This window comes from Leptospira gomenensis, assembly GCF_004770155.1.
GTDB classification, from domain to species: Bacteria; Spirochaetota; Leptospiria; order Leptospirales; family Leptospiraceae; genus Leptospira; species Leptospira gomenensis.
The window spans coordinates 202,775-226,988 of sequence record NZ_RQFA01000032.1; the positions used below are offsets into that span (position 1 = coordinate 202,775).

At 45.9% G+C, this 24,214-nt stretch carries 24 protein-coding genes; 22 read left to right on the forward strand and 2 right to left on the reverse strand.

Going from position 1 to position 24,214, the window contains the following annotated elements; all coding sequences use genetic code 11:
- Positions 1–2 precede the first annotated feature (2 nt).
- From EHQ17_RS07595 to EHQ17_RS07620, 6 genes are all read left to right on the forward strand, one after another.
- A complete protein-coding gene (locus EHQ17_RS07595; protein ID WP_135594176.1) occupies positions 3–671 on the forward strand; it encodes a ribonuclease HII in 669 nt (222 codons plus the stop codon).
- Positions 671–1,426, forward strand: coding sequence for a hypothetical protein (locus EHQ17_RS07600; protein WP_135594178.1), 756 nt, complete (start codon positions 671–673; stop codon positions 1,424–1,426). The genes EHQ17_RS07595 and EHQ17_RS07600 overlap by 1 nt, the downstream gene beginning before the upstream one ends.
- Positions 1,427–1,690 (forward strand): EscU/YscU/HrcU family type III secretion system export apparatus switch protein, encoded by a 264-nt coding sequence (locus EHQ17_RS07605; protein WP_135594180.1) that lies wholly within the window; start codon positions 1,427–1,429, stop codon positions 1,688–1,690.
- Between the two features lie 2 nt (positions 1,691–1,692).
- A complete protein-coding gene (locus tag EHQ17_RS07610; RefSeq protein WP_135594182.1) occupies positions 1,693–2,877 on the forward strand; it encodes an HD-GYP domain-containing protein in 1,185 nt (394 codons plus the stop codon).
- 7 nt (positions 2,878–2,884) lie between these two features.
- Positions 2,885–3,235, forward strand: a complete 351-nt coding sequence (locus EHQ17_RS07615; protein WP_135594184.1) for a YraN family protein — start codon at positions 2,885–2,887, stop codon at positions 3,233–3,235.
- A 96-nt stretch (positions 3,236–3,331) separates the two neighbouring features.
- On the forward strand, positions 3,332–3,529 hold the full coding sequence (locus EHQ17_RS07620; RefSeq protein ID WP_100748088.1) for a hypothetical protein: 198 nt from the start codon (positions 3,332–3,334) through the stop codon (positions 3,527–3,529).
- 19 nt (positions 3,530–3,548) lie between these two features.
- Here EHQ17_RS07620 and EHQ17_RS07625 read toward each other — a convergent pair whose 3' ends face one another.
- Positions 3,549–5,090 (reverse strand): YifB family Mg chelatase-like AAA ATPase, encoded by a 1,542-nt coding sequence (locus EHQ17_RS07625; protein ID WP_135594186.1) that lies wholly within the window; start codon positions 5,088–5,090, stop codon positions 3,549–3,551.
- A 250-nt stretch (positions 5,091–5,340) separates the two neighbouring features.
- Between EHQ17_RS07625 and EHQ17_RS07630 the strand changes: the two genes are divergently transcribed.
- From EHQ17_RS07630 to EHQ17_RS20135, 16 genes are all read left to right on the forward strand, one after another.
- The gene (locus EHQ17_RS07630) at positions 5,341–5,715 is read left to right on the forward strand and encodes a type II secretion system-associated lipoprotein (RefSeq protein WP_135594188.1); all 375 of its coding nucleotides are present in this window, start codon (positions 5,341–5,343) and stop codon (positions 5,713–5,715) included.
- Positions 5,684–6,697, forward strand: a complete 1,014-nt coding sequence (locus tag EHQ17_RS07635; protein ID WP_135594190.1) for a peptidoglycan DD-metalloendopeptidase family protein — start codon at positions 5,684–5,686, stop codon at positions 6,695–6,697. Before EHQ17_RS07630 ends, EHQ17_RS07635 begins: the two co-directional genes overlap by 32 nt.
- Before the next feature lie 86 nt (positions 6,698–6,783).
- A complete protein-coding gene (locus EHQ17_RS07640) occupies positions 6,784–7,689 on the forward strand; it encodes a general secretion pathway protein GspC (protein ID WP_135594192.1) in 906 nt (301 codons plus the stop codon).
- Positions 7,690–7,693: 4 nt separating this feature from the next.
- The gene (gene gspD, locus EHQ17_RS07645; RefSeq protein WP_135594194.1) at positions 7,694–9,478 is read left to right on the forward strand and encodes a type II secretion system secretin GspD; all 1,785 of its coding nucleotides are present in this window, start codon (positions 7,694–7,696) and stop codon (positions 9,476–9,478) included.
- A gap of 2 nt (positions 9,479–9,480) precedes the next feature.
- Entirely contained in the window at positions 9,481–11,154 is a 1,674-nt protein-coding gene (gene gspE / locus EHQ17_RS07650) for a type II secretion system ATPase GspE (RefSeq protein WP_135594196.1), read from the forward strand.
- 10 nt (positions 11,155–11,164) lie between these two features.
- Positions 11,165–12,391, forward strand: a complete 1,227-nt coding sequence (locus EHQ17_RS07655; protein WP_135594198.1) for a type II secretion system F family protein — start codon at positions 11,165–11,167, stop codon at positions 12,389–12,391.
- A 28-nt stretch (positions 12,392–12,419) separates the two neighbouring features.
- A complete protein-coding gene (gene gspG / locus EHQ17_RS07660; protein ID WP_135594200.1) occupies positions 12,420–12,896 on the forward strand; it encodes a type II secretion system major pseudopilin GspG in 477 nt (158 codons plus the stop codon).
- A 21-nt stretch (positions 12,897–12,917) separates the two neighbouring features.
- On the forward strand, positions 12,918–13,487 hold the full coding sequence (locus tag EHQ17_RS07665; RefSeq protein WP_135594202.1) for a prepilin-type cleavage/methylation domain-containing protein: 570 nt from the start codon (positions 12,918–12,920) through the stop codon (positions 13,485–13,487).
- Positions 13,462–14,004: a type II secretion system protein gene (locus EHQ17_RS07670; protein ID WP_135594203.1), complete on the forward strand. Its 543-nt coding sequence runs from the start codon at positions 13,462–13,464 to the stop codon at positions 14,002–14,004. The genes EHQ17_RS07665 and EHQ17_RS07670 overlap by 26 nt, the downstream gene beginning before the upstream one ends.
- Before the next feature lie 45 nt (positions 14,005–14,049).
- Entirely contained in the window at positions 14,050–14,670 is a 621-nt protein-coding gene (locus EHQ17_RS07675) for a type II secretion system protein GspJ (RefSeq protein ID WP_135594205.1), read from the forward strand.
- A gap of 25 nt (positions 14,671–14,695) precedes the next feature.
- Positions 14,696–15,811 carry a type II secretion system minor pseudopilin gene (locus EHQ17_RS07680; protein ID WP_425460686.1) on the forward strand — a complete coding sequence of 372 codons (1,116 nt, stop codon included), beginning with the start codon at positions 14,696–14,698 and terminating at the stop codon, positions 15,809–15,811.
- A 5-nt stretch (positions 15,812–15,816) separates the two neighbouring features.
- Complete coding sequence (gene pilM / locus EHQ17_RS07685; RefSeq protein ID WP_135594207.1) at positions 15,817–17,442, forward strand: pilus assembly protein PilM; 1,626 nt, start codon at positions 15,817–15,819, stop codon at positions 17,440–17,442.
- Between the two features lie 5 nt (positions 17,443–17,447).
- Positions 17,448–17,975 carry a hypothetical protein gene (locus EHQ17_RS07690; protein ID WP_135594209.1) on the forward strand — a complete coding sequence of 176 codons (528 nt, stop codon included), beginning with the start codon at positions 17,448–17,450 and terminating at the stop codon, positions 17,973–17,975.
- Complete coding sequence (gene gspN / locus EHQ17_RS07695; protein WP_135594211.1) at positions 17,972–18,895, forward strand: type II secretion system protein GspN; 924 nt, start codon at positions 17,972–17,974, stop codon at positions 18,893–18,895. Before EHQ17_RS07690 ends, gspN begins: the two co-directional genes overlap by 4 nt.
- Before the next feature lie 68 nt (positions 18,896–18,963).
- Positions 18,964–19,539: a D-Ala-D-Ala carboxypeptidase family metallohydrolase gene (locus EHQ17_RS07700; RefSeq protein WP_135594213.1), complete on the forward strand. Its 576-nt coding sequence runs from the start codon at positions 18,964–18,966 to the stop codon at positions 19,537–19,539.
- Positions 19,540–20,253, forward strand: a complete 714-nt coding sequence (locus EHQ17_RS20135; RefSeq protein ID WP_246057443.1) for a hypothetical protein — start codon at positions 19,540–19,542, stop codon at positions 20,251–20,253.
- A 155-nt stretch (positions 20,254–20,408) separates the two neighbouring features.
- On the opposite strand, the gene EHQ17_RS07710 is transcribed toward EHQ17_RS20135, so the two are convergent.
- Complete coding sequence (locus EHQ17_RS07710) at positions 20,409–24,023, reverse strand: vitamin B12-dependent ribonucleotide reductase (protein WP_135594215.1); 3,615 nt, start codon at positions 24,021–24,023, stop codon at positions 20,409–20,411.
- Between the last annotated feature and the right edge of the window lie 191 nt (positions 24,024–24,214).

Sequence of the window (24,214 nt, forward strand, 5' to 3'; positions counted from 1 at the left end):
GTTTGCCGGATCTTGCGAAACCCAACCGATTTGAACCGGAGGAACTCCGGTTCTTTTCCGAATCGATTCCCTGCGGAATCGACGAAGCAGGCAGAGGTCCTTATGCGGGGCCTCTTTCTGTTGCCCTCGTATCGTTTTCTCAAAATACGTTTTCCCAAATTTTAGAAGGTAGATTGCTCGTCGGATTGACCGATTCCAAAAAAATTTCCGAAAAAAAACGGGAAGGGCTTTTTCCAGAAATTCTCGAACACGCATCGATCGCCTATCAAACGTTTTTAAGTCCTCGTTACATCGACAAAGAAGGGATCAACCGCGCCGTTTTGGAAGGAATTCGAAAGTGCGCCAAGGTAGCGATTCGGAATTCCGGTTCTACGATTCCCTTACAACTTTTGATCGACGGAAATTATAACTTCAACCGTTATCCGGAATGGAACTTTCTGAAAAACCGGGTCTCGTTTTATACCAAAGGAGACCTAAGAATCGTTAGCATCGCCGCAGCGTCCATCCTCGCCAAAGTCGCCAGAGACCGCTATATGGTCTCCGTTTCCAGACGATTCCCCGAATATAAGTTCGAACAACACAAAGGATACGGAACAAAAGTTCACGAGGAGTTGATTCGAAAGCACGGACTTTCCGATATTCATAGAAGAAGTTTTACCGGAAAATTTTGATGAAACTTTCTGCGGATCCATCTGTGGGGAAACTACGTTTGCTCGATTTTCGGGATACCGGAGGTGCGGGCGTTTCGTTGGAAAAATCTTTTTTTCCGACTTTGGATTCCAAAACAAAGGCCACCGTTCTGGAATTAATCCCGGGCGGTGTTTGGCTTGGAATCGGCGGTAAAAAATTTCGGGCACAAACGGATCATCCTTTGTTTTCCGGCGAAGTTTTAACGTTAGTCGTTCAATCGGGCAAAAAAGGAATCGAACTCAAAATTTTAGAACGCGAGGTTTCGACGTTCGATTCTCTTCTCTCAAAATCACAACCCATGGATTCCGGAATTCTGGAATTGACCGAAAAGATCGGCGGATTGGAATCCAAGGAAGTTCCTCCGGAGAACGCAATTTTCAAAATTTTGAAATCGTATTATCCGTTTTTAGAATGGAATGCGGAATTACCGTACTTCCGTTGGGAAGTAAAGGATGGAAATGCGGAAGGAATTTTCGATTCGAACCAAGAAGAGAAAAAATTTTTATTTCGTGTGCAAACCGAAAAAACCGGAAGGACTCTTGTTTTATTCGTGTGGAAGGAAATTTCCGGGGAAGACTTACTCATCCATGCCACTTTCGATAATTTTAAAATGTACTTGCACGCTTGCCAAAACGCCGAAACATTTAAGAGAATTCTGACCGAGTCATCCGTACAATACAAGGGTTATAATTTGTCTTATAAACCGTTCGTGACTCGGAAGGAGTGGAATGCTTAAATGATCAGTGTTGCGTTGAAATTCATTCCCCAAAAAAACGATGCTCCGGTAATCACGGCCTCGGCTTCGGGTCTACTCGGGGATACGATCCGAAACCTCGCTCAAAAAAATTCCGTTCCTATCTTTAAAAATCCGATTCTCGCCGAATCGCTTTCCGAACTTCCCGTCGGACAGGAAATTCCGGAGAATTTATACCGAGCCGTAGGAGCCATTTTCGCGATGATATTGGAATTGGAACCGAACTCCGGAACAAGGAAAGCGTAACGATGAAAAAATTTGCCGTATCCGAGCTCAAACCGGGAATGCGTTTTTCAAAACCAGTTTATTTAGATAAGGAAAATCTATTTATCACCTCCAACACACCCGTCACCGATAGCGATCTGGATCGTTTGAATAAGTTCGGTATTCGAGAGGTGATGACCGCGGGGGAAATACTTCAATTAGGTGCAAACCGCGATTCGGACGAATTAGAGACGAACATCGACGACATCATCGTAAACACAGTCGTGGAAGAGGAACTACAACCTCTGAAAGCGGTTTACGATAATCTCAATCGTATCAAAGTAACGTTCGGAAATTTATTTCGGGAAACTGCGCAGGTCCTCCAGGATGTTTTCAAAAAGACACTCGACGAAAAACCCTTGGAAGTGGCTCCCGTCCGTGAAATCGCCGAAAAACTTACCGATTTCGTCCGAAGCAATCAGAATATTTCCTATCTCATTCTCGCAAACAATCCAACGGGATACTATCTCTACAATCAGATCGCAAACGCCACGTTCTACTCTTTGATTTTGGGAAAGTTGTTGGAGTATTCGAGACCCAAAATGCTCGATTTGGGAATTTCCTGTCTTCTCGCGGACATCGGTATGTGTAAGGTTCCTTCTTCTGTTTCGGAAAAAAACGAACAGCTTACGGACGAAGAATTCAAAAGCGTTATGAAGCATACGATTCTTGGATACCAAATCCTTTCCCAAAGGATGAAACTGAAAAACAACTTAGCGATCGTAGCCCTACAACACCACGAACGTTACGACGGAAACGGATATCCCCAGAAATTGAGCGGCACCGCGATCGAGGAACAAGCGAGAATCTACGCGATCGCGGACAACTTTTCGGCTCTGGTCACCAATCGTCCTCATCGTAAAAAGATTCTTCCGCACGACGCGATCAAATCGATGATCAGCATGGACGTGGGAAAATTCGATCTCAAACTGGTTCGATCCCTTTTGGGACATCTTTCCCTGTATCCCGTCGGATCTTGCGTCGAACTTTCGGACAAACGGATCGGCGTAGTTCTCGGTCCTAATCCGGATAAACCGATTCGTCCCTGCATTCGCATTATAAAAGATGAATATGGTTCCATGGTGAGAAATCTAATCCTCGTGGATTTGTTGCGGGAAACGAACCTTTTCATTTCCAGACCCGTGGATTTTCAAGAAATTATTTCCTAATTTTTCTTTGGTAGATTTTCGTAAACGGAAAGGACAGGAAGGGGAATCGATCGCCTGCGAATTCCTGATTTCGCTCGGCCACTCCATTTTAGAGCGAAACTACCGTTATGGACGGATCGAAATCGACATAATTTCTACGAAAGGCGAGATATTGTATTTTACGGAAGTGAAACACTGGAAGGAATTTCCAGGATTCGACCCGATCCTTTCTCTCACTACTTCCAAACAAAACCGCATGCGGACGGCCGCGTCCGGTTATCTTATCGAACGGCTTTCCTTGCGAAATCATTTTGTCTCCTTTGCGCTGGTCTCCATAAACTCGGAAAAGGGATGTGAATATTATCCGGATCTCTTTTGAAATTGTTCATTAAGGTACCGTTCACATCCACCGAATTCTTTAATTGTCTGCGGGTTCTCAAGGAAGAGAGCCTTAAATCGTTACAAGGAAGTAACCATGAAGAGCATCCCGATTTTAGGAAATCTGGCCGAGTCAGACGACTTCGGTCCGGATCCGGTAATTCTCCGAAAGCGGGGAATGCCGGTAAAAAAGCGAAAATTTGAAGATTACAAACGGAAACTGGAAGACCCCACCTACATCGATTTTGCCATAGACAAAATCGCCATGGAGATCTCCCACTTCCTTTCGAAATAGACTTCTCGCTTAACGGGAATTAAGCGATGGCCCTGTTTTCTCCGTTATTTCCGGCATTCTGGAAATTCAGGGCCTCGAGAAGGTGTTTCGCTTCCACACTTTCTTTCTCCTCCAAATCCGCGATCGTCCTCGCCACTTTCCGAATCTGATTCAACTTTCGAACGCTGAAACGTTCCGATCGCATAACGTGTTCGAGCACGTCCTCGCAGGAACGATCGAATCGCAAAAGGCGATTGACCGTTTCTCCGCGCATTTGTCCGTTAAAAAGATATTCCCGATCCTTATACCGCTCCCATTGAATCTCTGCGGCCCGTTTCGCCTTCAGCTTGTATTCCTCCAAGGACACGAGAGTTTTCTTGCGTTCCTTTTTTAGGGAAGGGTGCATCTGAACTTCCAAATCAATCCGATCCCGAAACGGACCCGCATACGGAGCTTGGTATTTTTTGATCTTCTGTTCCCCGCATTTACACTGTCCCTCCTTCACTCCGAAATACCCGCAAGGACAAGGATTGGCCGCGGCGATCAAAAGAAATTGCGCGGGGTAGGTGATACTTCCCGATATTCGCGAAACGGTGATATGACCTTCTTCCATCGGCTCGCGTAAGGTCTGGAGTACTCCCGATTTATATTCCGATATCTCATCCAAAAATAAAATACCCCGATGCGCCAACGTTACCTCTCCCATTCTCAATTCTCTGGAACCTCCCACAAGGGAAATATCGGAAGTTGTATGGTGAGGAGAACGATAGGGACGTTCTACGACGAGTTCCTTCAAAGGCGACTGCGCCGACCGTATTTTAAGAATATCTAATGCTTCCGATTCTTGCGGAGGAGGTAGTAAATTTCCCGCAATCCTTGCAAGAAGACTTTTTCCCGTTCCGGGAGGACCCGTAAGAAGCAGGTGATGCCAACCAGAAACACAAATTTGTAGGGCTCGAAACGCCAACATCTGATCCTGATACAATTCGAATTTGGATTCCGTTTCCATTTCCGTTTCGCGATCCAGAATTCGAATTCTGGATTTGTGAACCGGAGCTTTTTTATTTTCAAGGATCTCCTCCAACTCCCGTAAATGGGAAATTCCGAACACTTCGAACTTTTTTAAAAGAGAGGCCTCTTCTTCGTTCTGACGCGGAAGAATGACCGTGTCGTATTTTTCGGAAGAAATTCCGGACAAGATCGGTAAAACTCCGCGGAGCGGTTTCAAACTTCCGTCCAATCCCAATTCTCCCAAAAGTACCGTTCGATCCAATTTTCCGGAAGAGAAGATCTGATCGGTAACGGCCAATACTCCACAGGCGATCGGAAGGTCGAGTAGGGTCCCTTCCTTCTTTCTGCCCGCCGGCGCAAGGTTGACGAGTATGTTTTGAAACGGACAATGATAGCCGCTGTTGTCTAACGCGACACGCACTCGTTCGGCGGATTCCCGGATCGACTGGGCCGCAAGGCCTGTGATCATAAAACGGGGAATTCCCCTCTTTAAGTTGATTTCCACCGAAACCGGAAAGGCCTCCAGTCCTTCCAAATTCGCTCCTGTCAGACAAATCCATGAGTTGGCCATCGCGCCCTCCGTTACCGGAACCGGTTCCTTCCCGAAGCCGAAACGCTCCCGAGAGACCTTTTTTTTTAAAAAAGAACGCACTCTCGAAAAAAAATCGATCGAAGGCCGGAAACGTTTCTCGCCGGAACAAAGCGAAAAAGGCGGATCAACAGACGAGATTTTATATTTTCGCCGAAAAACGGAAGGTTACGCGGCTTTTCCCAAAAAAACTAGTTTCAAATAGCTTCGCCTTCTGTAATTTTGCACTGAAATGTTTCGTATCACGGTTTCCCTGCTTTCGGGAATCATTCTTTTGCTTGCCGGTTGCGGGAACCGACTGATCCGCAAAGATTCCATCGCAAAGGTGAACGAATACTACGCGGATAAGATTTATTATCTGATTCAGGACAAAAAGGTTTCCAACAACGAGACGTTCAAAAAAGGAATGCTCGTTCGGATCTACATCGAATCCACCCCTTCGATGGTGAAGATCAAATGTTATCCCGCAGACCATAAGCGGGAATACGCCATCGGGAGGATGATCCTCTATCAACTCAACGATGAATACACGGGTAAAAAAATTACGATTGAGGATCTGGATAGACTGATTGCCAATGAACTCGTGGAATACAAAAAGAAAAAGTAAAACCTCTCGCAGGGCGGGTTCAAGATCGACCGTTCGTCGTTCCGATAGTAAAAGGGTGAACGGAAAACTTCTTTTACTCCCTCTGATCTCTTCCTTGGTCCTTTCGTCGTCCCTTTCGGCCGACCCTTTGAAGAATTATGACGCGGCGATTTCTGAATACACGAATAAGGATTCGTCCTTTTTTACGGATAAAGAAGAACGGAAAATCAAACAATTATTTTCCCAGTCCCCGGACAATTGGCAGGAAGAGAAATATTCCCTCAATTATCACAAAGATAAATCCAATCTGGAACTTCCGAGTTTTATCAGCGTCAACAAAATCATCTCTTCCAAAATCGTAAGTCACAGCGGCATCGTTCATAAAAGTTACGTCGTCAAGGCAAAGGACAATCTTTCGAAAATCGCGAGATTGATGAAAACCTCCTCGCAAAAAATCAGCGCGGCAAACGGTTTGAAAAAAAATTCCACCTTACAAGTAGGACAAACGCTCGCCATTCCGGTTCAGGTTCGAAACGCAAGTCGGGAAAAAGTAGAATTTCGTAAAGTTTTCGTAAGCCCCGTGGTAAACGCAAAAATCACTTCGCGGTACGGTCGTAGAAAGGATCCGTTTCATACCGGCTCCGGCGGTTATCATTCCGGATTGGATTTCGGAGGAGCACAGGGCGCGCCGATTTTAGCGTCCGCGGACGGGATCGTTTCCTTTACGGGAGTCAACGGTGGATACGGAAATACGGTCATCATCGATCACGAAAACGGTTATAAAACCATGTATGCACATTGCGCTAAAATTACGATCGAAGAGGGAACGAGAGTGAGCGCGGGAACGGTCATAGGTGCCGTTGGTAGAACCGGATCCGCGACGGGACCGCATTTACATTTCGAGGTTTTTTTAAACGGAAATCGGATCAACCCGGAAGCGGCCTTACGGAAAACGTTGAAAATCGTAACTCCTTTGGATCCCGGAAAATTCGCCCGACTGTAAAAACGAAATCGAAACCGCGCGTTACAAAGGCCGGGTTTCGATGGAAAAAAAATTAGAAGTCACCGTCCGACCGAACCGAAACTTTCATGAACGCGATTTTTTTAGAACTGAGAAAGAACACATTCTATACGCTGATCCCGGTGATTTTGTTTTTTTCGTATTCTTTGTCGTATCTCCTCCGCGCTATCATTCTTGCGTTTCTCAATCCGAGCGTACAAACGACCGGCTCCGGTTCCACTCCCATCCGCAACAAGATCAATCCGGATTCCAACCGCGCCCTTTCCTCGTATGAGGAAATGGTGCAAGGCAATTTAATTCGCGGGGTGATTCCTCGAGCAGGAGAGATTCCTACCACGGAAGGCGAACTTTCCACCGCTCCGCCCGATACCGGAGAAGGCGAAGAGATGCGTGTCACGGGAACCTTGAGCGGACATTGGTCCTTTGCCAGAGTTACGATCGTGGAGAAAGGGAAACCGGATTCTCAGGAATTTGCAACCGGAGAAACGGTCGGAGGTTATAAGGTTCGTTCGATCGCGCTGAACTACGTCGTTTTGGAAAAAGGCGGCGTGGGGCTCAAAGTGGAAATCGGACAAACACCGGGAGAAGCCAGGGCCAAACTGGGAGCCGAAGCAGCTCCGAAAGGAGAAGGACAGACTCCGACCGGAGACACGGTTCGGAAAGTTCTTTCTCGACAGGATGTGAATCGAAAATTGAAAGATCCCGCCGCCTTGTATAAGAACGCACGATTCGGTCCCGCATTGGTGAACGGAAAAATCGCGGGTTATAAAATTTACAGCGTAGCCCCCGATCATATATTCTATGCGCTGGGAGCAAGAAACGGAGATACGATCAAACGTGTGAACGGAATGCCGCTTACCGAAACGGAAAAAATGTTAGAAATCTGGGGAGCCGTAAAAACTGCCGATAAGATTACGGTAGATGTGGAAAGAGGTAGCCAGATTCTCACCTACGAATTTATTATCAGAAACTAAAAAAATGCCCGGTACAACCCAAAATATTCCAATCTTCAGAGTTTTTTCGATTCTTATTTTAGTGCTTCTCGTATGGGATAAGCCGATTTTTCCGCAGAATAAGAAAAAAACCACGGTAAAAACCAAGTCCGTCGCCGCCGACGAACCAGCGGAACGCACGTTTTACGCCAATTGGAGAGATACCGAACTCAACGACTTTCTCAAAGGAATGAGCGCAATTCTGAAAAAGAATATTCTTTTGGACGAAAGCCTCAAAGGGAAAAAAATCACGATTATTTCCCAAAAAGAAATTCCGATCAAAAACGCCTTCGTATTTATGAAATCCGTCCTGGAATCTCTGGGTTTCGGCGTAGTGGAAGAACCGGATCTCATTTCCATCGTTAAGATCAAGGATGCCCTGGCTCGTTCCCCCGTCGTTCGGGTCGGCAAGGATCTGATTCCCGAAAACGAAGTCGGGGATTATCGAACGATCACACAGATCATTCCCGTGGAAAACGTTAAGCCGGAGGAATTGGAACCGATTTTAAAACGTCTCACCTCTCCGAATACGGACGTAATCGTCTATAAGAACACGAATACGATCGTCCTTTCCGGTTCCGCGGCGGATATCAACAAATTGTTGACTCTTGTTACAGAGTTGGATCTCAAACTCGAAGACACGGCACCGGGTTCGGTCTCCTCCGCGGGGGACGTTCATATTTACACCTTGGAACACAGCGAAGCGGAAAAAATCGCCGCGACCTTGGTGAAGCTGGACAATCCGGTCGTTCAATCGGAAGATATCACTCCGGAAAAACGGGCGCAAGGACAAGCTCCTCCTAAGGCGGAAAAAATCAAAGCGGTCGGCCATAAGGAATCAAACTCCGTGATCGTTACGGCTACGAACTCGGAGTGGAACGAAATCCGAAAGATCATCAAGGTTTTGGATTCCGCCAGAAAACAGGTTCTCCTAGAAGTTCTGATCGTAGAATTGACCTCCAGCGATCTCAATGATTTTGGGATCGACTGGAGATACAAGGGACAGGCTTTCGGTCAATTCAATTCCGGTTTATCGAAGGAAGCGAACATCATCAATTCCAATGGACAGATCAACCCGAATATCAATACTCTAAGCGGCTTTTCGTTGGGATTTTTAAAGGCGGGTTCCGAACAGATCATCGGTATTTTGAGCGCCAACCAAGGAAATGAAAACTTCAACGTTTTATCGGCTCCACAGGTTCTCACCGTGGACAATCAGGAAGCCGAGATCAGCGTTGGACAGGACGTTCCGGTACGAACCCAAAGTAGGAACGCGGGAACGGGCGGTGCAAACGCGGTAACCGTGGACAACTTCGAATACCGACCTACGGGGATCAAACTGAAATTCACTCCGCACGTGAACAAGAATAATAAGATTACGCTCGAACTCTTTCAGGAAATCAAAAACATCGCCGAGATCGCTCTCGCCGGAGGAAACCCCACCTTCAATCGAAGAGAAATCAAAACTTCGATTACGATCGAAAACACCCAATCCATCGTGATCGGGGGTTTGATCTCCAACGATAAACAAAAACGGATCATCAAAATTCCGTTGTTGGGCGACATTCCGTATCTCGGTCATCTGTTTAAACGAACCACCGAAAAGGTGAAAAAAACCAACCTGATGGTATTCATCACTCCGCATATCCTGGATAGCCGGGAAAACGCGGATAAGATGACCGTGAAAAAGAAGATGCAACAGGAACGATACGAACTCGAGCGGGAAAGAATCCTCAACAAAGAAAAAGAAATCAAAGAAAGAGGGGACTGACCGTGAAAACTCTCGGAGACATCCTAATCGAAGAGGGGATCATATCCGAAAAAGATCTGGAAGATTCCCTCAAAGTTCAAAAAAAGAACAACCTTCCCTTAAGTCATATCATCCAAAAAAAAGGGATCGCAGGAGAAACGGATATTCTCCGTGCGCTTTCCAAACTGTATCATCTTGAATTTCGTGAAAAACTGGATTTCTCCGGAATGGAGGATGTGTTTCTTCAGATTCCTCTCAAGCTGATCCAAAGAAGTAAACTGGTTCCGTTTTCCCTTTCCAAAAAAACCGTACGGATTGCGGTTTCCGATCCTTCGGATCTTCATCCGATGGACGACGCGCGCAACTTCTTACGAGGTTATTCCGTGGAATTCGTCCTCGCTCCCGAACCGGAGATCATGAGGATCATCCATTCCCATTTCGACAACACTTCCTCCGCAGCAAAGGAAATGTTGAACGAAATGGAAGGAAGTTTTTCGGAACTCGCCGAAGCCTTCGAAAACGAAACCCTGGATTTAAGCGACGACGCACCCATCATCAAAATGGTCAACGTCATCCTTTCCCAAGCCGTAAACGAACGCGCGTCGGACATTCACATCGAACCGTATGAAAAATCCCTCGTGGTTCGATACCGCGTGGACGGTATTTTGCATAACGTGCTGAGTCCGCCTAAATCCTATCACGCCGGAATTTCCTCCCGGATCAAAATCATGTCCAATCTGAACATCGCGGAAAACAGACTTCCGCAGGACGGTCGTATCAAACTTCGTTTGGCGGGAAAGGACATTGACATTCGAGTTTCCACGATTCCCTGTCAGTTCGGCGAAAGAATCGTAATGAGGCTTCTCAATAAGACCGATCAGAAGTATTCCCTCGATACGATGGGATTTTATCCGGAATTGGTCCAAACCTTACGTTCCCTGATTTACGAACCGCACGGAATCATCTTAGTCACCGGCCCTACGGGTTCCGGAAAGTCCACGACGCTTTATTCGGCATTGAGCGAATTAAACACCGAGGAAAGAAACATCATCACCTGCGAGGATCCGGTGGAATACCAGATCGAGGGAATTTCCCAAATGCAGATGCAGGAAAAAATCGGTCTTACGTTCGCCACTGGATTACGCGCCATCCTTCGTCAGGATCCGGACGTGATCATGGTGGGGGAAATTCGGGACGAAGAAACGGCCAGAATCGCGATCCAGGCGTCGCTGACCGGTCACCTTGTATTCTCCACGCTGCACACGAACGACGCCGCCAGCGCAGCCACCCGTTTGATCGACATGGGAATCGAGCCGTATCTCATCACCTCAACGGTGTTAGGTTTTATGGCACAACGTTTGGTTCGAGTCATTTGCGCTCATTGTAAGGAAACATACAAACCGACGGCGACCGAGCTGGAATCGATCGGCATTTCCAAAAAATCCCTAAAGAACGGAGTCCTTTTTAAAGGAAAGGGATGTTCTCATTGTATGGGAACCGGATTTAAGGGAAGAACCGGGATTTACGAACTTTTATTGGTGGATTCTCCTTTGAAAACGGCTATTCTACATGGAAGCGACGCGGGCAAACTCAACGAGATCGCCGCGGAGAATAATTTCAAAACCTTGAAAGACTACGGAATCCGGAAGGTGATCGACGGGGTCACAACCATCGACGAAGTTCTTCGGGTGACTTAAACGACATACTATGGCAATTTATTCGTACGTAGCGTTCAACAAAAAGGGGAAGGAAGAGAAGGGAATTATCGACGCTGCGTCCTTGCAAGCGGCCCGATCCAAACTTAAAAACAAAGGTCTGTATGTTCGAAACATTTCGGAAGATTCCGAAAAAAAAGACCGGGAACTGTTTCCGTTTTTAGCGAAATATTTTTATAGAATTCCGAGAAAAGAAGTCGGACTTTTTTCAAGACAACTTGCCACCTTACTCGGAGCGGGAATTCCCTTGGATAAATCCCTTTCGAGCATCGTAGAACAGACGGACAATCAGAGTTTTCGAAAGATCATCACAGGTATGCAGGCAAGCATCACCGAAGGCGCTTCGCTTTCCGATGCGATGAAAAAACATCCGGATGTGTTTCCTAGTCAGTTTCCCTCTTTGGTTGCGGTGGGAGAAAAAACCGGAGACTACGAAGCGACCTTGACGCGACTTGCCGAATTGGAGGAAAAATCCAGCGAACTCAAAGCAAAGGTTCAAGTGGCGATGGTGTATCCGTTTATCATGGGTTCCCTCTCGATCTTCGTGACGATCTTTTTGTTAACCGTCGTAATTCCTCAAATTCAGGAATTATTTTTACAATTCGACGCAAAACTGCCTCTCATCACCCGAATCGTAATCGGAGTCTCCGATATTTTGATCGGTTTTTGGTGGCTCCTTCTCGCACTCGGCTTGGGAAGTGTGTCCGGTTTTATCTATTACAAAAATACCCCCAAGGGTAAAAGAAATTGGGACGAGTTCCTTTTGAAGGTTCCGATCCTGGGTTCTTTGTCGAGAAAGGTTCTCGTAAGCAGCTTCGCAAGAAATATCGGAATTCTTTTGAGCAATCGGGTTCCCCTAATCACGACGCTTACGATCGTGGAAAAAATCGTGGATCATTCCATTTTCGGCGAAGAGATCAAAACCGCCGTGGAACGAATCAAAGAAGGGGAAAAATTATCCGCTTCCTTCAGCGGATCGGCGATTCTTCCCCAGATGGTGATCGGGATGATCGCTGCGGGCGAAGTTTCGGATCGGGTTCCGGAAATGATGAACAAACTCGCCGATATTTACGATACGGAAGTGGACACGGCCATCAAAACGATGACACAATCGATGGAACCTTTGATGATCGTCGTGATGGGTCTCGTCATCGGGACCATCATGGCTTCGATCATGGTTCCGATGTACAACTTGACGCAGCAACTTCAGAATATATAATACTTGATTTAGAATAAGGAGAATCCCATTGAATCTGCCCAAATTAAAAAGAAAATACAGAAAGGGTCTGACACTGATCGAACTCGCTGTGGTCGTGATTATCTTAGGCGCACTGATCGCTCTTGTTTATTCCAACTTTAAACCGGGTGAAATCAGCGACGACACCGCGGCCCTAAAGTTGAAAAAAGACGCCTACGAAATCCAATCTCATTTGGAACGTTATGCACAGAGATACGGTTCTTACCCTACGGACGAACAAGGTTTGGAAGCACTTGTGGAGAAACCGACGACGGGAGAAGTTCCCGAAGATTGGAAGCCGATCCTGTCCAAAAAAGCGGCCATCAACGACCCCTGGGGAAATACGTATAAACTCAAACGGGACGCAAACGGGGACGTTCAATTGTTCACTTTAGGAAAGGATAAACAAGAAGGCGGGGAAGGAAAAAATGCTGACTTCAATATCCTCAACGAAGACGAATACCCTTCCGATTTCCGCAGAAAATAAACTATACCTTCCTTTCCGGTTATGAAAGTAAACAATATCCGGAAAGGATACACGCTCATCGAGTTCATCATAGTCGGCACCATCATAGCCGGTCTAATCACGATTCTCGGGAATACCGCTAAAAACTTCATACTCCCTTCCACCACGGACGCGGCACAAACACTCAAACAAGCCGCAGAATTCTGTTATCGAAAATCCATACTGACCAACACGACTATGGTCCTCGAGTTGGACATAGATAACGACACGTATACGGTAAAAAAGATCGTGAGAGACGAAGGCGGATTAAAAGAGGAACCGATTTTTAAACCGAAAAAACTTCCTTACAACTCCGAGATCATCGACATCGTCGATATACGCGGCTTCCGTTATACAAAAGGGATCGTCAGAGTTCCTTACACGTATTTGGGAATCGCGGCAGATTACAGCGTTCACTTGGGAAACGATCCCTCCATCTATCAGACATTAGTCGTCTATCGATACGGAGGAAAAGCGGCGGTCTTGGAGGGGGAACAATTCCATACTTCCTCGAACTTGAGCACGGACAAAAAATGGAAAGAACAGGATGAAAACGAACAACAACAACCGTAAATTCCGTTCGACGGTTTTCATTTCGAATTTCCGCCATGGCTTCAATTTGGTCGAAGTTTCCATAGCTCTTGCGTTAGCCGGAATTGCCATGACATACACGTACATGGTAATCTCGAACGGAATCAAACAACAAAGAATGGCGGCCGTCGTTTCCAACGCCGTACATTTGGCGAAGATAAAAATGGCGCAGATCGATTCCGTTTCCGTACTTCAATCCGATAAAACCACAGGAGAAATTCCCGGTTATCCCGGTTACAGCTTCGAAACCGTAATCGGAGAAGAGGACATGGATCTCCTAAAGTTGGCGGGCAAAGAAGGAAAAAAACCGGAGGATCTTTTAGGAGGAAGGGATTCCGAAATGAACAAACTCATCATGCGTCGTTCCGGACAGGCCAATCAAGGCTCCTCCACGGCAGGAATCATCCGCGTATTCAGGATCAAGGTTACGATCAAATACCCGACCGGAAGCGGAACGGAAGCCTACACGGCGGAAACCTTCAAATCCGCACAATATTAAAGATTACTCATGAACATGGACTTTCGAATTTTCAGAAAAAAAAGAATGAGAGCCGGTTTCACCCTGATCGAGATTTCAGTCGTCGTTATGCTCCTCGGCGTGATCTTCACCGGAATTTTTTCCACGTACTATACTTCCTTACGAATCTCGCGAGAATCTTCTTCTCCCGGAGGAGCCGCGAAACGGGATATTCTTCTTACGATGGAGAACATACGAAGTACTATATCGATGTCTTTTTTCCATCAGACGCAAAGAAGGTTGATTTTTGTAGGTAAGAACGACGGTAGAGCCGGCGAACGAAAAGACCGACTCGACTTCGCGGCCACTCACCCTAATTCGGAGGAAACCTCGATGCCGGAAGTTCGGGAAGTTTCGTTTTACCTAAAACCGATGCAGGAGGATCCGAATTACAACGTACTGATTCGAAGGGAAGACGAAATGGTGGACCGTTATCCGAAATCGGGAGGAACGGAGTATGTGCTTCTCAACTACGTAAAAAGTTTTCAACTCAAGTATTCCAGAACCGGAGCGAAGTGGGAAGACGAATGGGATTCCAAACTCACAAAGGTCTTACCGAGACTGATCCGGATAGAACTGATCGTAAACTCCGGAAAGAAGGAGGTCCGTTATGAAACGCTTGCGTTCCCCGGAATCCTTTTTAAGTAATATATTAAAATTTCAATATATTCGAATACAATCGGATGATAGAGAGACTTCCGTCGTCCGCAACTCCCCGCATCCGAAACGAAAATCGAAACAGGGATTCATGGTAGTCATTTTGGTGATGGCGATCGGTACCGCCTCGTTTTATACGGCTACGGAATTCGGGGAAAGAGCGCTCGGGGAAAGGAGGATAGCGCAAGCGGACGCGGACGGATTCCGGGCTTTGTTACTCGCCAAGGCCGGATTTCAGGGCGCGCTCGGTGCGCTTAAAAAAATTCCCGAAGAATATCTGTACAAAAGCGGAATCGCCCTCAACCCACCCCCGTTGCCGATGGGTGGAGGAACGATCTACTACAAGATCAGTTCGGAGGACGGCAAGATCAATCTGAATTCGCTTCTGAATCAAGACGACAATCAACAGAATTTGCGGTCCGTGGAAATGATTTCCCGTCTTTTCGACAAATTAGGAATCAAACGGGAAAAATTATTTCCTATTTTCGATTGGATGGACACGGACCTTCAGGAAACGGGAGGAGGCGCGGAGGACGCGTATTACGCCTCGCTCAAACCCCCTCGGAAAAATAAGAATTCTTTTATGTATTCCCTTTCCGAATTGGTTTCCATAAAAGGTTTCGATCGGGATACGGTTTACGGCTCTTTAAAACCCGCGGACTACGATCAGAAATACTCGAACGCATTCCAATCCGAGGAAGAGAAGGCTTTGATCGGAGACAACGATTTCGTTCTCGCAAACAACGTGACCGCGTATATTCCTGCGGGACAAAACTCGGACGATAGAATCAACTTGAACGCCGCGCCATATTTTGTTTTGATGTCTTTATCCGATTTTATGACCAAACAGGCCGCAATGCGGATTCTAAAATTCAAACTCGAGCAGGGCGGTTATATCAAGGAATTGAAGGACATAGAAAAGTTTCAGGAATTCCAAATCCCTACGGCGGGAGGACTTACTTTGTATAAGGAATTAGCCGGAGAAGGAACGGACGTTTCCGGCGGAAGGGTGAAAACCAAAGGGGAAGTGTTCCGAATCGTAGCGGTCGGCCAAGTGGGGAAAACGATCCGTAGAATCACGGGGATTTTCGACCTGACCAACAATGTGATGCTTTATTACATGGAAGATTAAAACAGATGTTTATTTACGATCAATTTCTCGCCATCGATTACGGAACGAGTACGATCAAGGGAATTCTCTTCCAGAAAGTTCTGGGAAAATTGAGCATTCTCCGTTCGGAAATCATGCCGATCGTTCACGGAGAAGAGGACGAGTACAAACACAACGTTCTTCGTTTTATCAACTCCTATTTTCCCGGAGAAACGAGTATTCTACTCAACCTTCCTTTGGACAGACTTTTCGTGCGTGAGTTACACATTCCGTTGACAACCGTCAAAGCGGTTCGCGAAGTGATTCCTTTCGAAGTGGAAAACCGGATTCCGTTTCCCATGGAAACGGTCGAAGTTACGGGAAACATTTGGAGAATCGATCAGGAAAAATCGGACGTGATCGCTTACTCCGCGCACCACAGCGAGTTGGACTTCATCACTTCTCCTTTTCTGGGGTCGAACATAGTCTTTCGAGGTTTGTTCGTGGACTCGGTAAGTTTGTCCTCGGTGATCACCGAACATACAAACAAAGAAATCGTACATAAAAACTGCGCGCAGGCGGACATCGGCGGAAGAGTTACGATTCTCAATATTCTTTCCGAAGGAAAAGTGGCGCATACTAGATATATTTCGTTAGGTGGAGACACACTCACGGAACAGATCGCCTCCGATCTTAAAATCCCCTTTGAAAAAGCGGAAGCGATCAAACTCTCGTTACAATTCGAGCCGTTTGCGGGAGAAGAAGACGGACTCAACCTTTTCGCAAAAGAATTCAAACTCAAAGTAGCGGATATTAAAAAAGCGTTTCAAAGCGCATCCAAATTTGCCGAGCGACTCAGTTCCGAAATTCAAAGAAGTATCATTTCCCTAAACGAAACCGAACGTCCGGAGGTTTTGTATCTTTCGGGCGCTGGAAGTAAAATCCGGGGACTCGATTCCGTATTCGGAGATTCCTTGGGGTTAATCACAAGAAGATACGATTTTCTTCCTTTGGACGGAGACACATTTTCCAATTGTTTCGGAATGGGATATCATTTCGGCTTCTCGAAAAAGGACAAAGTCGATTTTATCGACACGCCTCACGTAAAAAGAATCAACAAGAACATCCTGAATTTCGACCAGTTTCGTCCGCATATCATCGTTTCCGGGATTTCCTTGTTCATATTGATCACCGTCTTTTTCGTGGGAATCGTCGTCGATAAACGAAAATTAAGCGCGAGTGAAAAATCTCTCGCCGAAAAATTCCAGAAAGGGTTCGGAAGATCCGCCCCGGAAGATTTTGATATATTAGAATATGCAAATAAACTAAAAAATGAAGAGAAAAAGAAGACCGAGATATACAGGTTATATCTGAGCAAACCGAGTATTCTGGATATTCTTTTCGAACTTTCGATGAATTTTCCTTCGTCGGATATGCAACCATTCCAGTTGGACCAATTCGATTACGACCAGGATCTCGTCAAAATCGCCGGAAGAGTGAACGAATTCAGCGAAATCGGAATCGTACAAAGGTCCCTCGAAAAATCGCCGATGTTCAAGGATATAGAAATCACGAACAAACGATTGATGCAGGGAGTGAAGGCGTACAAAGTATCGTTCACGATCACGATGAAAGTGGTGAATAAACCGGTTTCTTCGGAGGAGTCTTTTTAGTCGCCATGCTTGAAAAATTGGAACCAAGGGAAAGGCTTCTCGTATTGGGCGGAATCGGTCTGATTCTGCTCCTAATTCTTTTTTTAGCGGTACGTAAAGTGGTCACACTTCGCCAGGGACTTTCCGAACGTGTGCAGGATTCGAGGACCGCTCCGGTAAAACTAGACAAGATCATCCAGGAGTTCAACGATTTTCGCTCCCTGGATTCAACTGGCGGAGAAACGGACGTTAGCGCGTTGTATGCCAAACTCGACGAAATTTTCGTAAAATACGGATTGAAAGAAAAAATTTCCACGATGAAGGACTCGAACGCGGTCGAGGATAAAAAATACAACCGGATCACGATAGATATCAACTTTCGATCCGTAACCCTGGATAATATAGTCCGCCTGATTTACGACATAGAGAAAAATAAGATGGTCAACGCGAGAGTGGAATATCTGAATTTTCGAAAACCTTTTCAGGGAAAGGAAGTTTACGACGTAAACCTGAAGTTATCCACATACAGCCGTCTAACGGGCGCTAAACGATGAAAAAAGAAGAAGAATTCCAGGAAGAAACCGCGATGAGCCCGGAGGAGGAGGAATTCCTTACCCTCGAATTGCAGGAATCGGAGGAGGAAACCGTCCCCCGATTTACGTTAAAACAAAAGCTGATCCTGATCGGAATAGGAACCGTTTCCTTTCTCGTCTTTTCGCTTTGGCTTTTTCCGTTAGACGAAATCGTTCGAAGTTCGGTCAATTCTTCGTCCTCTCAAACAGGAACGATCATCCAGTTCCGCGACATGAAACTTTCCGTTCTTGGAAACCTAACGTTCGATAGTTTGGAAATCTCTACCGCCTCGAATTTTAAGGTTAAAACCGACGAAACGGTATTAAAAACCTCCTTATTCGGTCTTATGAAACGAAAGTTCGACGGCAAATTCAAGATCGAAGCCCTCAAGATCGATACGGAAAACGGACCTCTTCTCAAAATCAACCGATACCTGGAAGGGCAGGGTAAGTTCGAAAATGTAAACGACGGCATTTCAAGAATCAACGGCAATCTTGATATAGAGATTCCGGCGGGCTCTTCCGGTCTAGTCTACGAGCTACCCGAAATTCCGTTGTTAGGCGAATTAAAGAATATTAATATTAAAAAGTTCATCGCCAAAGTGAATCTTCAATCCGGCAGTCTTACGTTTAACGACTTCACGTTGGACACTTCGATCGCTCGATTCGACATTTCCGGTAATATACGTTTGGCCGAGAACATTACTTTTTCGCAGCTCAATCTGAGAATCTGTCTCGAACTCGATAGAAACTTCGCCTTGGAAAGACAGGATATCTCCGATATGCTGACCTTATTGGAAAAACAAAGCGGCGGCAAATGTATTCCCATTTTGGGAACGATCAACAAACCGGAGGTAAAAATTCCAGGTTTGACGGGACCTCCGGCATCGGCTGTTCCCTAAAAAGATCGGTAGAAACGTATCGCGTTTTAATTTTACGAGTATCGTTTTTATGGTTTGATTCGATTCGAATGAGCAAACTCACCTTAAAAACGATCTCCTCTTTTGTTTTCTTTCTTTTTAGTTGCGACTTTCAGCCGCATACTCCTCCTTCCGAAAAGCAGTGGATCGAATTCAAGGAACGTCCCGGAAACAAGGAACGAATTCTCGCCCTGGAGACGTTTCTTAAAAAGCGGAAACTGTCGAATGTAGTTCCCGTGGAACAGCTTCTAAGACAAGGCACCGATTGGAGACAGGCCAAAGCCCAACCGTTTGCGATTCCTCCCCGAAGTTTATGGCCGAATATTCTCCCGACGTTACGAGTTATCCGGGACCTTATCGTTCCTAGCATCGGTTCGGTGACGGTCGTTTCCGGATTTAGAGAGTCGGAATACAACGAAAAGGCTGGAGGAGCCAAGTCAAGTCGGCATCGTTTGTTTTCAGCATTGGATATGATTCCCGATCGAAAGACGGATCGACATTCTTTGACAGATTCCCTTTTAGAACTTTGGCAACAGAAAGGTTCCGAACGAAAGATCGGACTCGGATTGTATTCTCGCAACCGATTTCACATCGATACAAACGGGTTTCGTAAGTGGGAAAAATAAATGCGTAAGGGAATGTCCGCACCTTTCCTTTTCGTGTTCTTCCTTTTTCATCCTTTCTCAGCCGGAGCCGATCCTATTAAATCGTCGTCGAATGAAATCCACGTTTTCATAAATGGTACGGGATACGATCGACAGATCTATTTTCGAAAAGGAAATCTAATTCGACAGATCAGCCGTTTTTCGCATTGGGAAAATATCGGAAAATTCGTAGTATCACCCGATAAAAGTCGATTGGTCGTATATCATCGAAAAAACGACGAAAAATCGTTTCGACTCAGCGTATTCGATCTTGAAAAGAAAAATCATCCTCTCCTGAGTAGTTTTCATCCTGGAATGGCCTGCCATGATCTTTTTTGGTACGCGGATAGGATTTTTTTTCGAACGGGAACGACGGGAGGAGGAACGTTTCTTTGGATTTATGACAAAAACTTATATCGAATCGGAGAGATTCGTTCGTTCGCCCTGCATATCGATACGGTTTTAGGAATCGCAATCGGATCACCCGTATATCCTACGGACGAAGGTATATTCAAAATTTATAATTTGTTTTCGGGGAAAACGCTGGAGATTTTCGATTACAACAAAGAAGTGGGGGAGTTTTATCGGACTTTAGAGTTACGAAAAACAAAATCCGACGACCGTTTTAAGATTGAAGTGACCGGATTCAATACGAATCGAAAGAGGACTTTCATAAAAAAGATTCCGAAAAAATAAAACGGATTCCCGAATTCTCTCGTAGTCTGGTAAATTCTCGAAACAATCCGAAGCATAAAAAAACCCGAATGTGAATCAATCGACATTCGGGTTTTATCGACTTACTTCCCTAAAACAACAACCTTAGGGAAATAAAATCACCTTTTCCTTTTTACTCAAGAACATCCAGTGGTCGAACCACAAGACATACATTTCAAACAAGATCCGTTTCTCACCATTTCAAAGGAACCACACTCGGAGCAAGAATCTCCTGTATAACCTTTGATCTTCGCGAGTTTTACTTCCTCCAAAAGAGCGATTCCGGTTGGAGCCGCAGTCCTTTCTTTGGTGATCATCTGGGAATACGAAATCGTTTCCACTTCCTTTTTCGGAACCGGTTGTTGTTCCACGACCGCCGCCGTAGGAGCTACCGAAACCGCTTCCTTTTCCCTTAGATTGGATTCCGCAGTCGCGTTTTTAGAACCGATCTCGTCGCCTCTCAAATCTTCCGGAGCCACTTGACCGAGGTCGTATCTTCCGAGATAAGTGATCGCCAACTCCCGGAAGATATAATCGATTACGGAAGTGCTCATTTTGATGTGTTTGTTTCCGGATACGATTCCGTTCGGCTCGAACTTGAAGAAAGTGAAAGCGTCCACGTATTCTTCCAACGGAACACCGTGTTGTAAACCGAGAGAAACGGAAATAGCGAACGCGTTCATCAAACTTCTAAACGCAGCTCCTTCCTTGTGCATATCGATAAAGATTTCTCCGATTTGACCGTCTTCGTATTCCCCGGTTCTTAAATAAACCTTGTGACCGCCTACGATCGCTTTCTGCGTATATCCCGCCCTTCTGCTCGGAAGTTTTCTTCTGTGGGAGATGTATTTCGTGATGACCTTTTCCGCGATCTGAACCGGATCCTTGGAGATCATCGCCTCTCGGATCTCATCCTGATCATCCACTTCGATTCCATTCAAAAGTTCTAATACGGAATTGAGAGGTTGCGAAAGTTTGGATCCGTCTCTGTACAGCGCGTTCGCTTTGATCATCATTTTCCAAGAAAGAAAATACGCGTTTTTGATATCTTCCACGACCGCTTCTTCGGGAAGATTGATCGTTTTGGAAATCGCACCGCTGATAAACGGTTGAGCCGCAGCCATAATTCGAATATGGGATTCGTAAGAAAGGAAACGTTTTCCGTATTTACCGCATTTGTTCGCACAATCGAAAACGGGATAATCCTTCTCTTTTAAGAATGGAGCGTTTTCGATCGTCATCGTTCCACAAACGTAATCGTTTGCTTTGTTGATTTGTTCTTTGGTGAATCCTAAGTATTCCAAAAGAGAAAAGCCGGGAACGTCGAAAATTTCTTTCGCGATTCCGAGGTTACGGGTCAGGAAATCTTCGCCTAAATTAAATTTGTTGAACGCGAAGTTGATGTCGAAGGCAAGAGGAAGCGATGCTTCCACTTTCTGGAGAATTTCGTTCGTAAACCCTTTTTCTTTCAGAGCTTGCGTGTTTACGATCGGTGCTCCGTTCAAAGTCGCGTGACCTTTGCAGTAGTTCACGATCGCTTCGATCTCGGAAGGAGAATAACCCAATTTCTTAAGACCATAAGGAACGGATTGATTGATGATTTTGAAGTAACCGCCTCCCGCGAGTTTTTTAAACTTCACAAGAGCAAAGTCGGGCTCGATTCCGGTGGTGTCGCAATCCATCACAAGACCGATCGTTCCTGTCGGAGCGATTACGGTGACTTGAGCATTTCTGTACCCGTATTTTTCACCGAGTTCCAACGCCAAGTCCGAATCTTCTTGCGCCGCTTTGAGCATGTAAGAAGGGCAGAATGCAGGGTTGATTCCCACGGGGGTAATCGTTAAACCTTCGTAGTCACCGGAAGGAGCGTTGTAAGCCGCTCTTTTGTGGTTGCGGATCACGCGAAGCATGTGTTTCTTATTCTTCGCATAACCGGCAAACGGGCCTTGTTCTTTTGCCATTTCCGCGGAAGTCGCATACGCGGTCATGTGCATGATGGAAGAGATCGCACCTGTGATCGCCATCGCTTCTTGAGAATCGTAAGGAATCCCGAGAATCATCAGAACGGAACCGAGATTCGCATAACCGAGTCCTAACGTGCGGAACTTATACGAAAGTTCTGCGATTTCTTTGGAAGGGAACTGAGCCATAGTCACGGAGATTTCCAGAACGATGGTCCAAAGTCTGCAGAGATAACGAAAACCCTCCACGTCGAAGTTCAACGTTTCGAGGTTTACGAATTTTTGTAAGTTCGCGGAGGCGAGGTTACACGCAGTGTTGTCCAGGAACATATATTCGGAGCAGGGGTTGGACGCGTTGATCGATCCGTCTTCCGGACAAGTATGCCATTCGTTGATGGTCGTATGATACTGAGTTCCCGGATCCGCGCTGGCCCATGCCGCGTAGGAAATTTTTTCCCAGAGTTCTCTGGCGCGAAGGGTTTGAGACGGTTTCGCCTTACGTCCTTCCGCTTTTGCTTTTTCCTTTTCGGTTCTAAAATACAGATTCCAAGGTTGGTCTTGTTCCACGGCGGTCATAAACTCATTCGTTAAACGAACCGAGTTATTGCTGTTCTGACCGGAAACGGTGTTGTAAGCGTCGGACTGCCAATCGGTGGTCAATTCTTCAAAAAGAATTTCCTTATAACCTTGTTTGGCAAGGTCGATCACACGTTTGATGTAGTTGTCCGGAATGAGAACTTTTTTTGCTTCGAGAATTGTTTTCTTTAACGAGGAATTCTTCTTTGGATCGAAACGATCTTCGGTTTCCATCTCGTAACAAGCCGACATGATCGCATTGAGATGGCGGTTGTTGAGCATCGAACCGGTTACGAGAGAAGCTACTTTTTTCTCTTCGGTCACTTTCCAATCGATAAAACTTTCGATATCGGGGTGATCCACGTCGAGACAAACCATCTTCGCCGCGCGGCGAGTGGTTCCTCCGGACTTGATCGCACCTGCGGCACGATCACCGATCTTTAAGAAACTCATCAGACCGGAGCTTTTTCCTCCGCCCGAAAGAGGTTCGTTTTCTCCTCTTAAATTGGAAAAGTTGGTTCCTGTTCCGGAACCGTATTTAAAAAGACGAGCTTCGCGCACCCAAAGATCCATGATCCCGCCGTCGTTGACGAGGTCGTCGTCCACGCTTTGGATAAAACACGCGTGCGGTTGCGGATGTTCGTAAGCCGATGCTGATTTTACGAGTTTGCCGGTGGCAGGATCGACGTAGTAGTGGCCTTGGGATTTTCCGTCGATTCCGTACGCCCAATTGAGACCGGTGTTGAACCACTGCGGAGAATTCGGAGCCGCCATCTGAGTCGCGAGCATATATACGATTTCATCATAGAAAACCTTGGCGCTTTCTTCATCGGAGAAATATTTGTATTTGTATCCCCAATACGTCCAACATCCCGCCAGTCTATGAAAGACTTCTAATGCACTTGTTTCTCCGCTGAAACGATCTTCCGGTTTTAGAGACTCGAGTTTTTCCGTATCAGGAACCGATTTTTGAAGCCACTCCGGAATTCCGTCTTCTTGTATTTTTTTTAGATACTTTGGAACTCCTTTTCTACGAAAGTATTTCTGCGCAAGAATATCCACTGCGACTTGGGACCAACCCTCTGGAACGAGGATATCGTTTGCCTCGAAAACTTTCGATCCATCCGGATTGGAAATCCTGGAATTTCGTTTCGCCCACTGAATTGTGGCCGATTCTCCGTTTTTGGGGACGGTAAAATGGCGGTTTAGCTTCATAAATTTGCTCTCAGACTCCGTAACACTAGTAAGAAGGGATTATGTCACTCTAAGGAAGAGGAAAAATGATCCAAAGCGTTTTTTCGCTCCAACTCTTCCAAAGATTCAAAATTTTTCCCTCAAAAAGTGGTAAAAACGCTTGCCAATGCGACAAATTAAGGTTGCGCTCTTGCCCCTTTTTGGAAATATAG

Coding starts and splice junctions, on each gene's coding strand:
- EHQ17_RS07600 (WP_135594178.1), top strand. CDS start 671: ATGAAACTTTCTGCGGATCCATCTGTGGGGAAACTACGTTTGCTCGAT.
- EHQ17_RS07605 (WP_135594180.1), top strand. CDS start 1,427: ATGATCAGTGTTGCGTTGAAATTCATTCCCCAAAAAAACGATGCTCCG.
- EHQ17_RS07610 (WP_135594182.1), top strand. CDS start 1,693: ATGAAAAAATTTGCCGTATCCGAGCTCAAACCGGGAATGCGTTTTTCA.
- EHQ17_RS07620 (WP_100748088.1), top strand. CDS start 3,332: ATGAAGAGCATCCCGATTTTAGGAAATCTGGCCGAGTCAGACGACTTC.
- EHQ17_RS07625 (WP_135594186.1), bottom strand. CDS start 5,090: ATGGCCAACTCATGGATTTGTCTGACAGGAGCGAATTTGGAAGGACTG.
- EHQ17_RS07630 (WP_135594188.1), top strand. CDS start 5,341: ATGTTTCGTATCACGGTTTCCCTGCTTTCGGGAATCATTCTTTTGCTT.
- EHQ17_RS07635 (WP_135594190.1), top strand. CDS start 5,684: ATGAACTCGTGGAATACAAAAAGAAAAAGTAAAACCTCTCGCAGGGCG.
- EHQ17_RS07640 (WP_135594192.1), top strand. CDS start 6,784: ATGAACGCGATTTTTTTAGAACTGAGAAAGAACACATTCTATACGCTG.
- gspD (WP_135594194.1), top strand. CDS start 7,694: ATGCCCGGTACAACCCAAAATATTCCAATCTTCAGAGTTTTTTCGATT.
- EHQ17_RS07655 (WP_135594198.1), top strand. CDS start 11,165: ATGGCAATTTATTCGTACGTAGCGTTCAACAAAAAGGGGAAGGAAGAG.
- EHQ17_RS07665 (WP_135594202.1), top strand. CDS start 12,918: ATGAAAGTAAACAATATCCGGAAAGGATACACGCTCATCGAGTTCATC.
- EHQ17_RS07670 (WP_135594203.1), top strand. CDS start 13,462: ATGAAAACGAACAACAACAACCGTAAATTCCGTTCGACGGTTTTCATT.
- EHQ17_RS07675 (WP_135594205.1), top strand. CDS start 14,050: ATGAGAGCCGGTTTCACCCTGATCGAGATTTCAGTCGTCGTTATGCTC.
- pilM (WP_135594207.1), top strand. CDS start 15,817: ATGTTTATTTACGATCAATTTCTCGCCATCGATTACGGAACGAGTACG.
- EHQ17_RS07690 (WP_135594209.1), top strand. CDS start 17,448: ATGCTTGAAAAATTGGAACCAAGGGAAAGGCTTCTCGTATTGGGCGGA.
- gspN (WP_135594211.1), top strand. CDS start 17,972: ATGAAAAAAGAAGAAGAATTCCAGGAAGAAACCGCGATGAGCCCGGAG.
- EHQ17_RS07700 (WP_135594213.1), top strand. CDS start 18,964: ATGAGCAAACTCACCTTAAAAACGATCTCCTCTTTTGTTTTCTTTCTT.
- EHQ17_RS20135 (WP_246057443.1), top strand. CDS start 19,540: ATGCGTAAGGGAATGTCCGCACCTTTCCTTTTCGTGTTCTTCCTTTTT.
- EHQ17_RS07710 (WP_135594215.1), bottom strand. CDS start 24,023: ATGAAGCTAAACCGCCATTTTACCGTCCCCAAAAACGGAGAATCGGCC.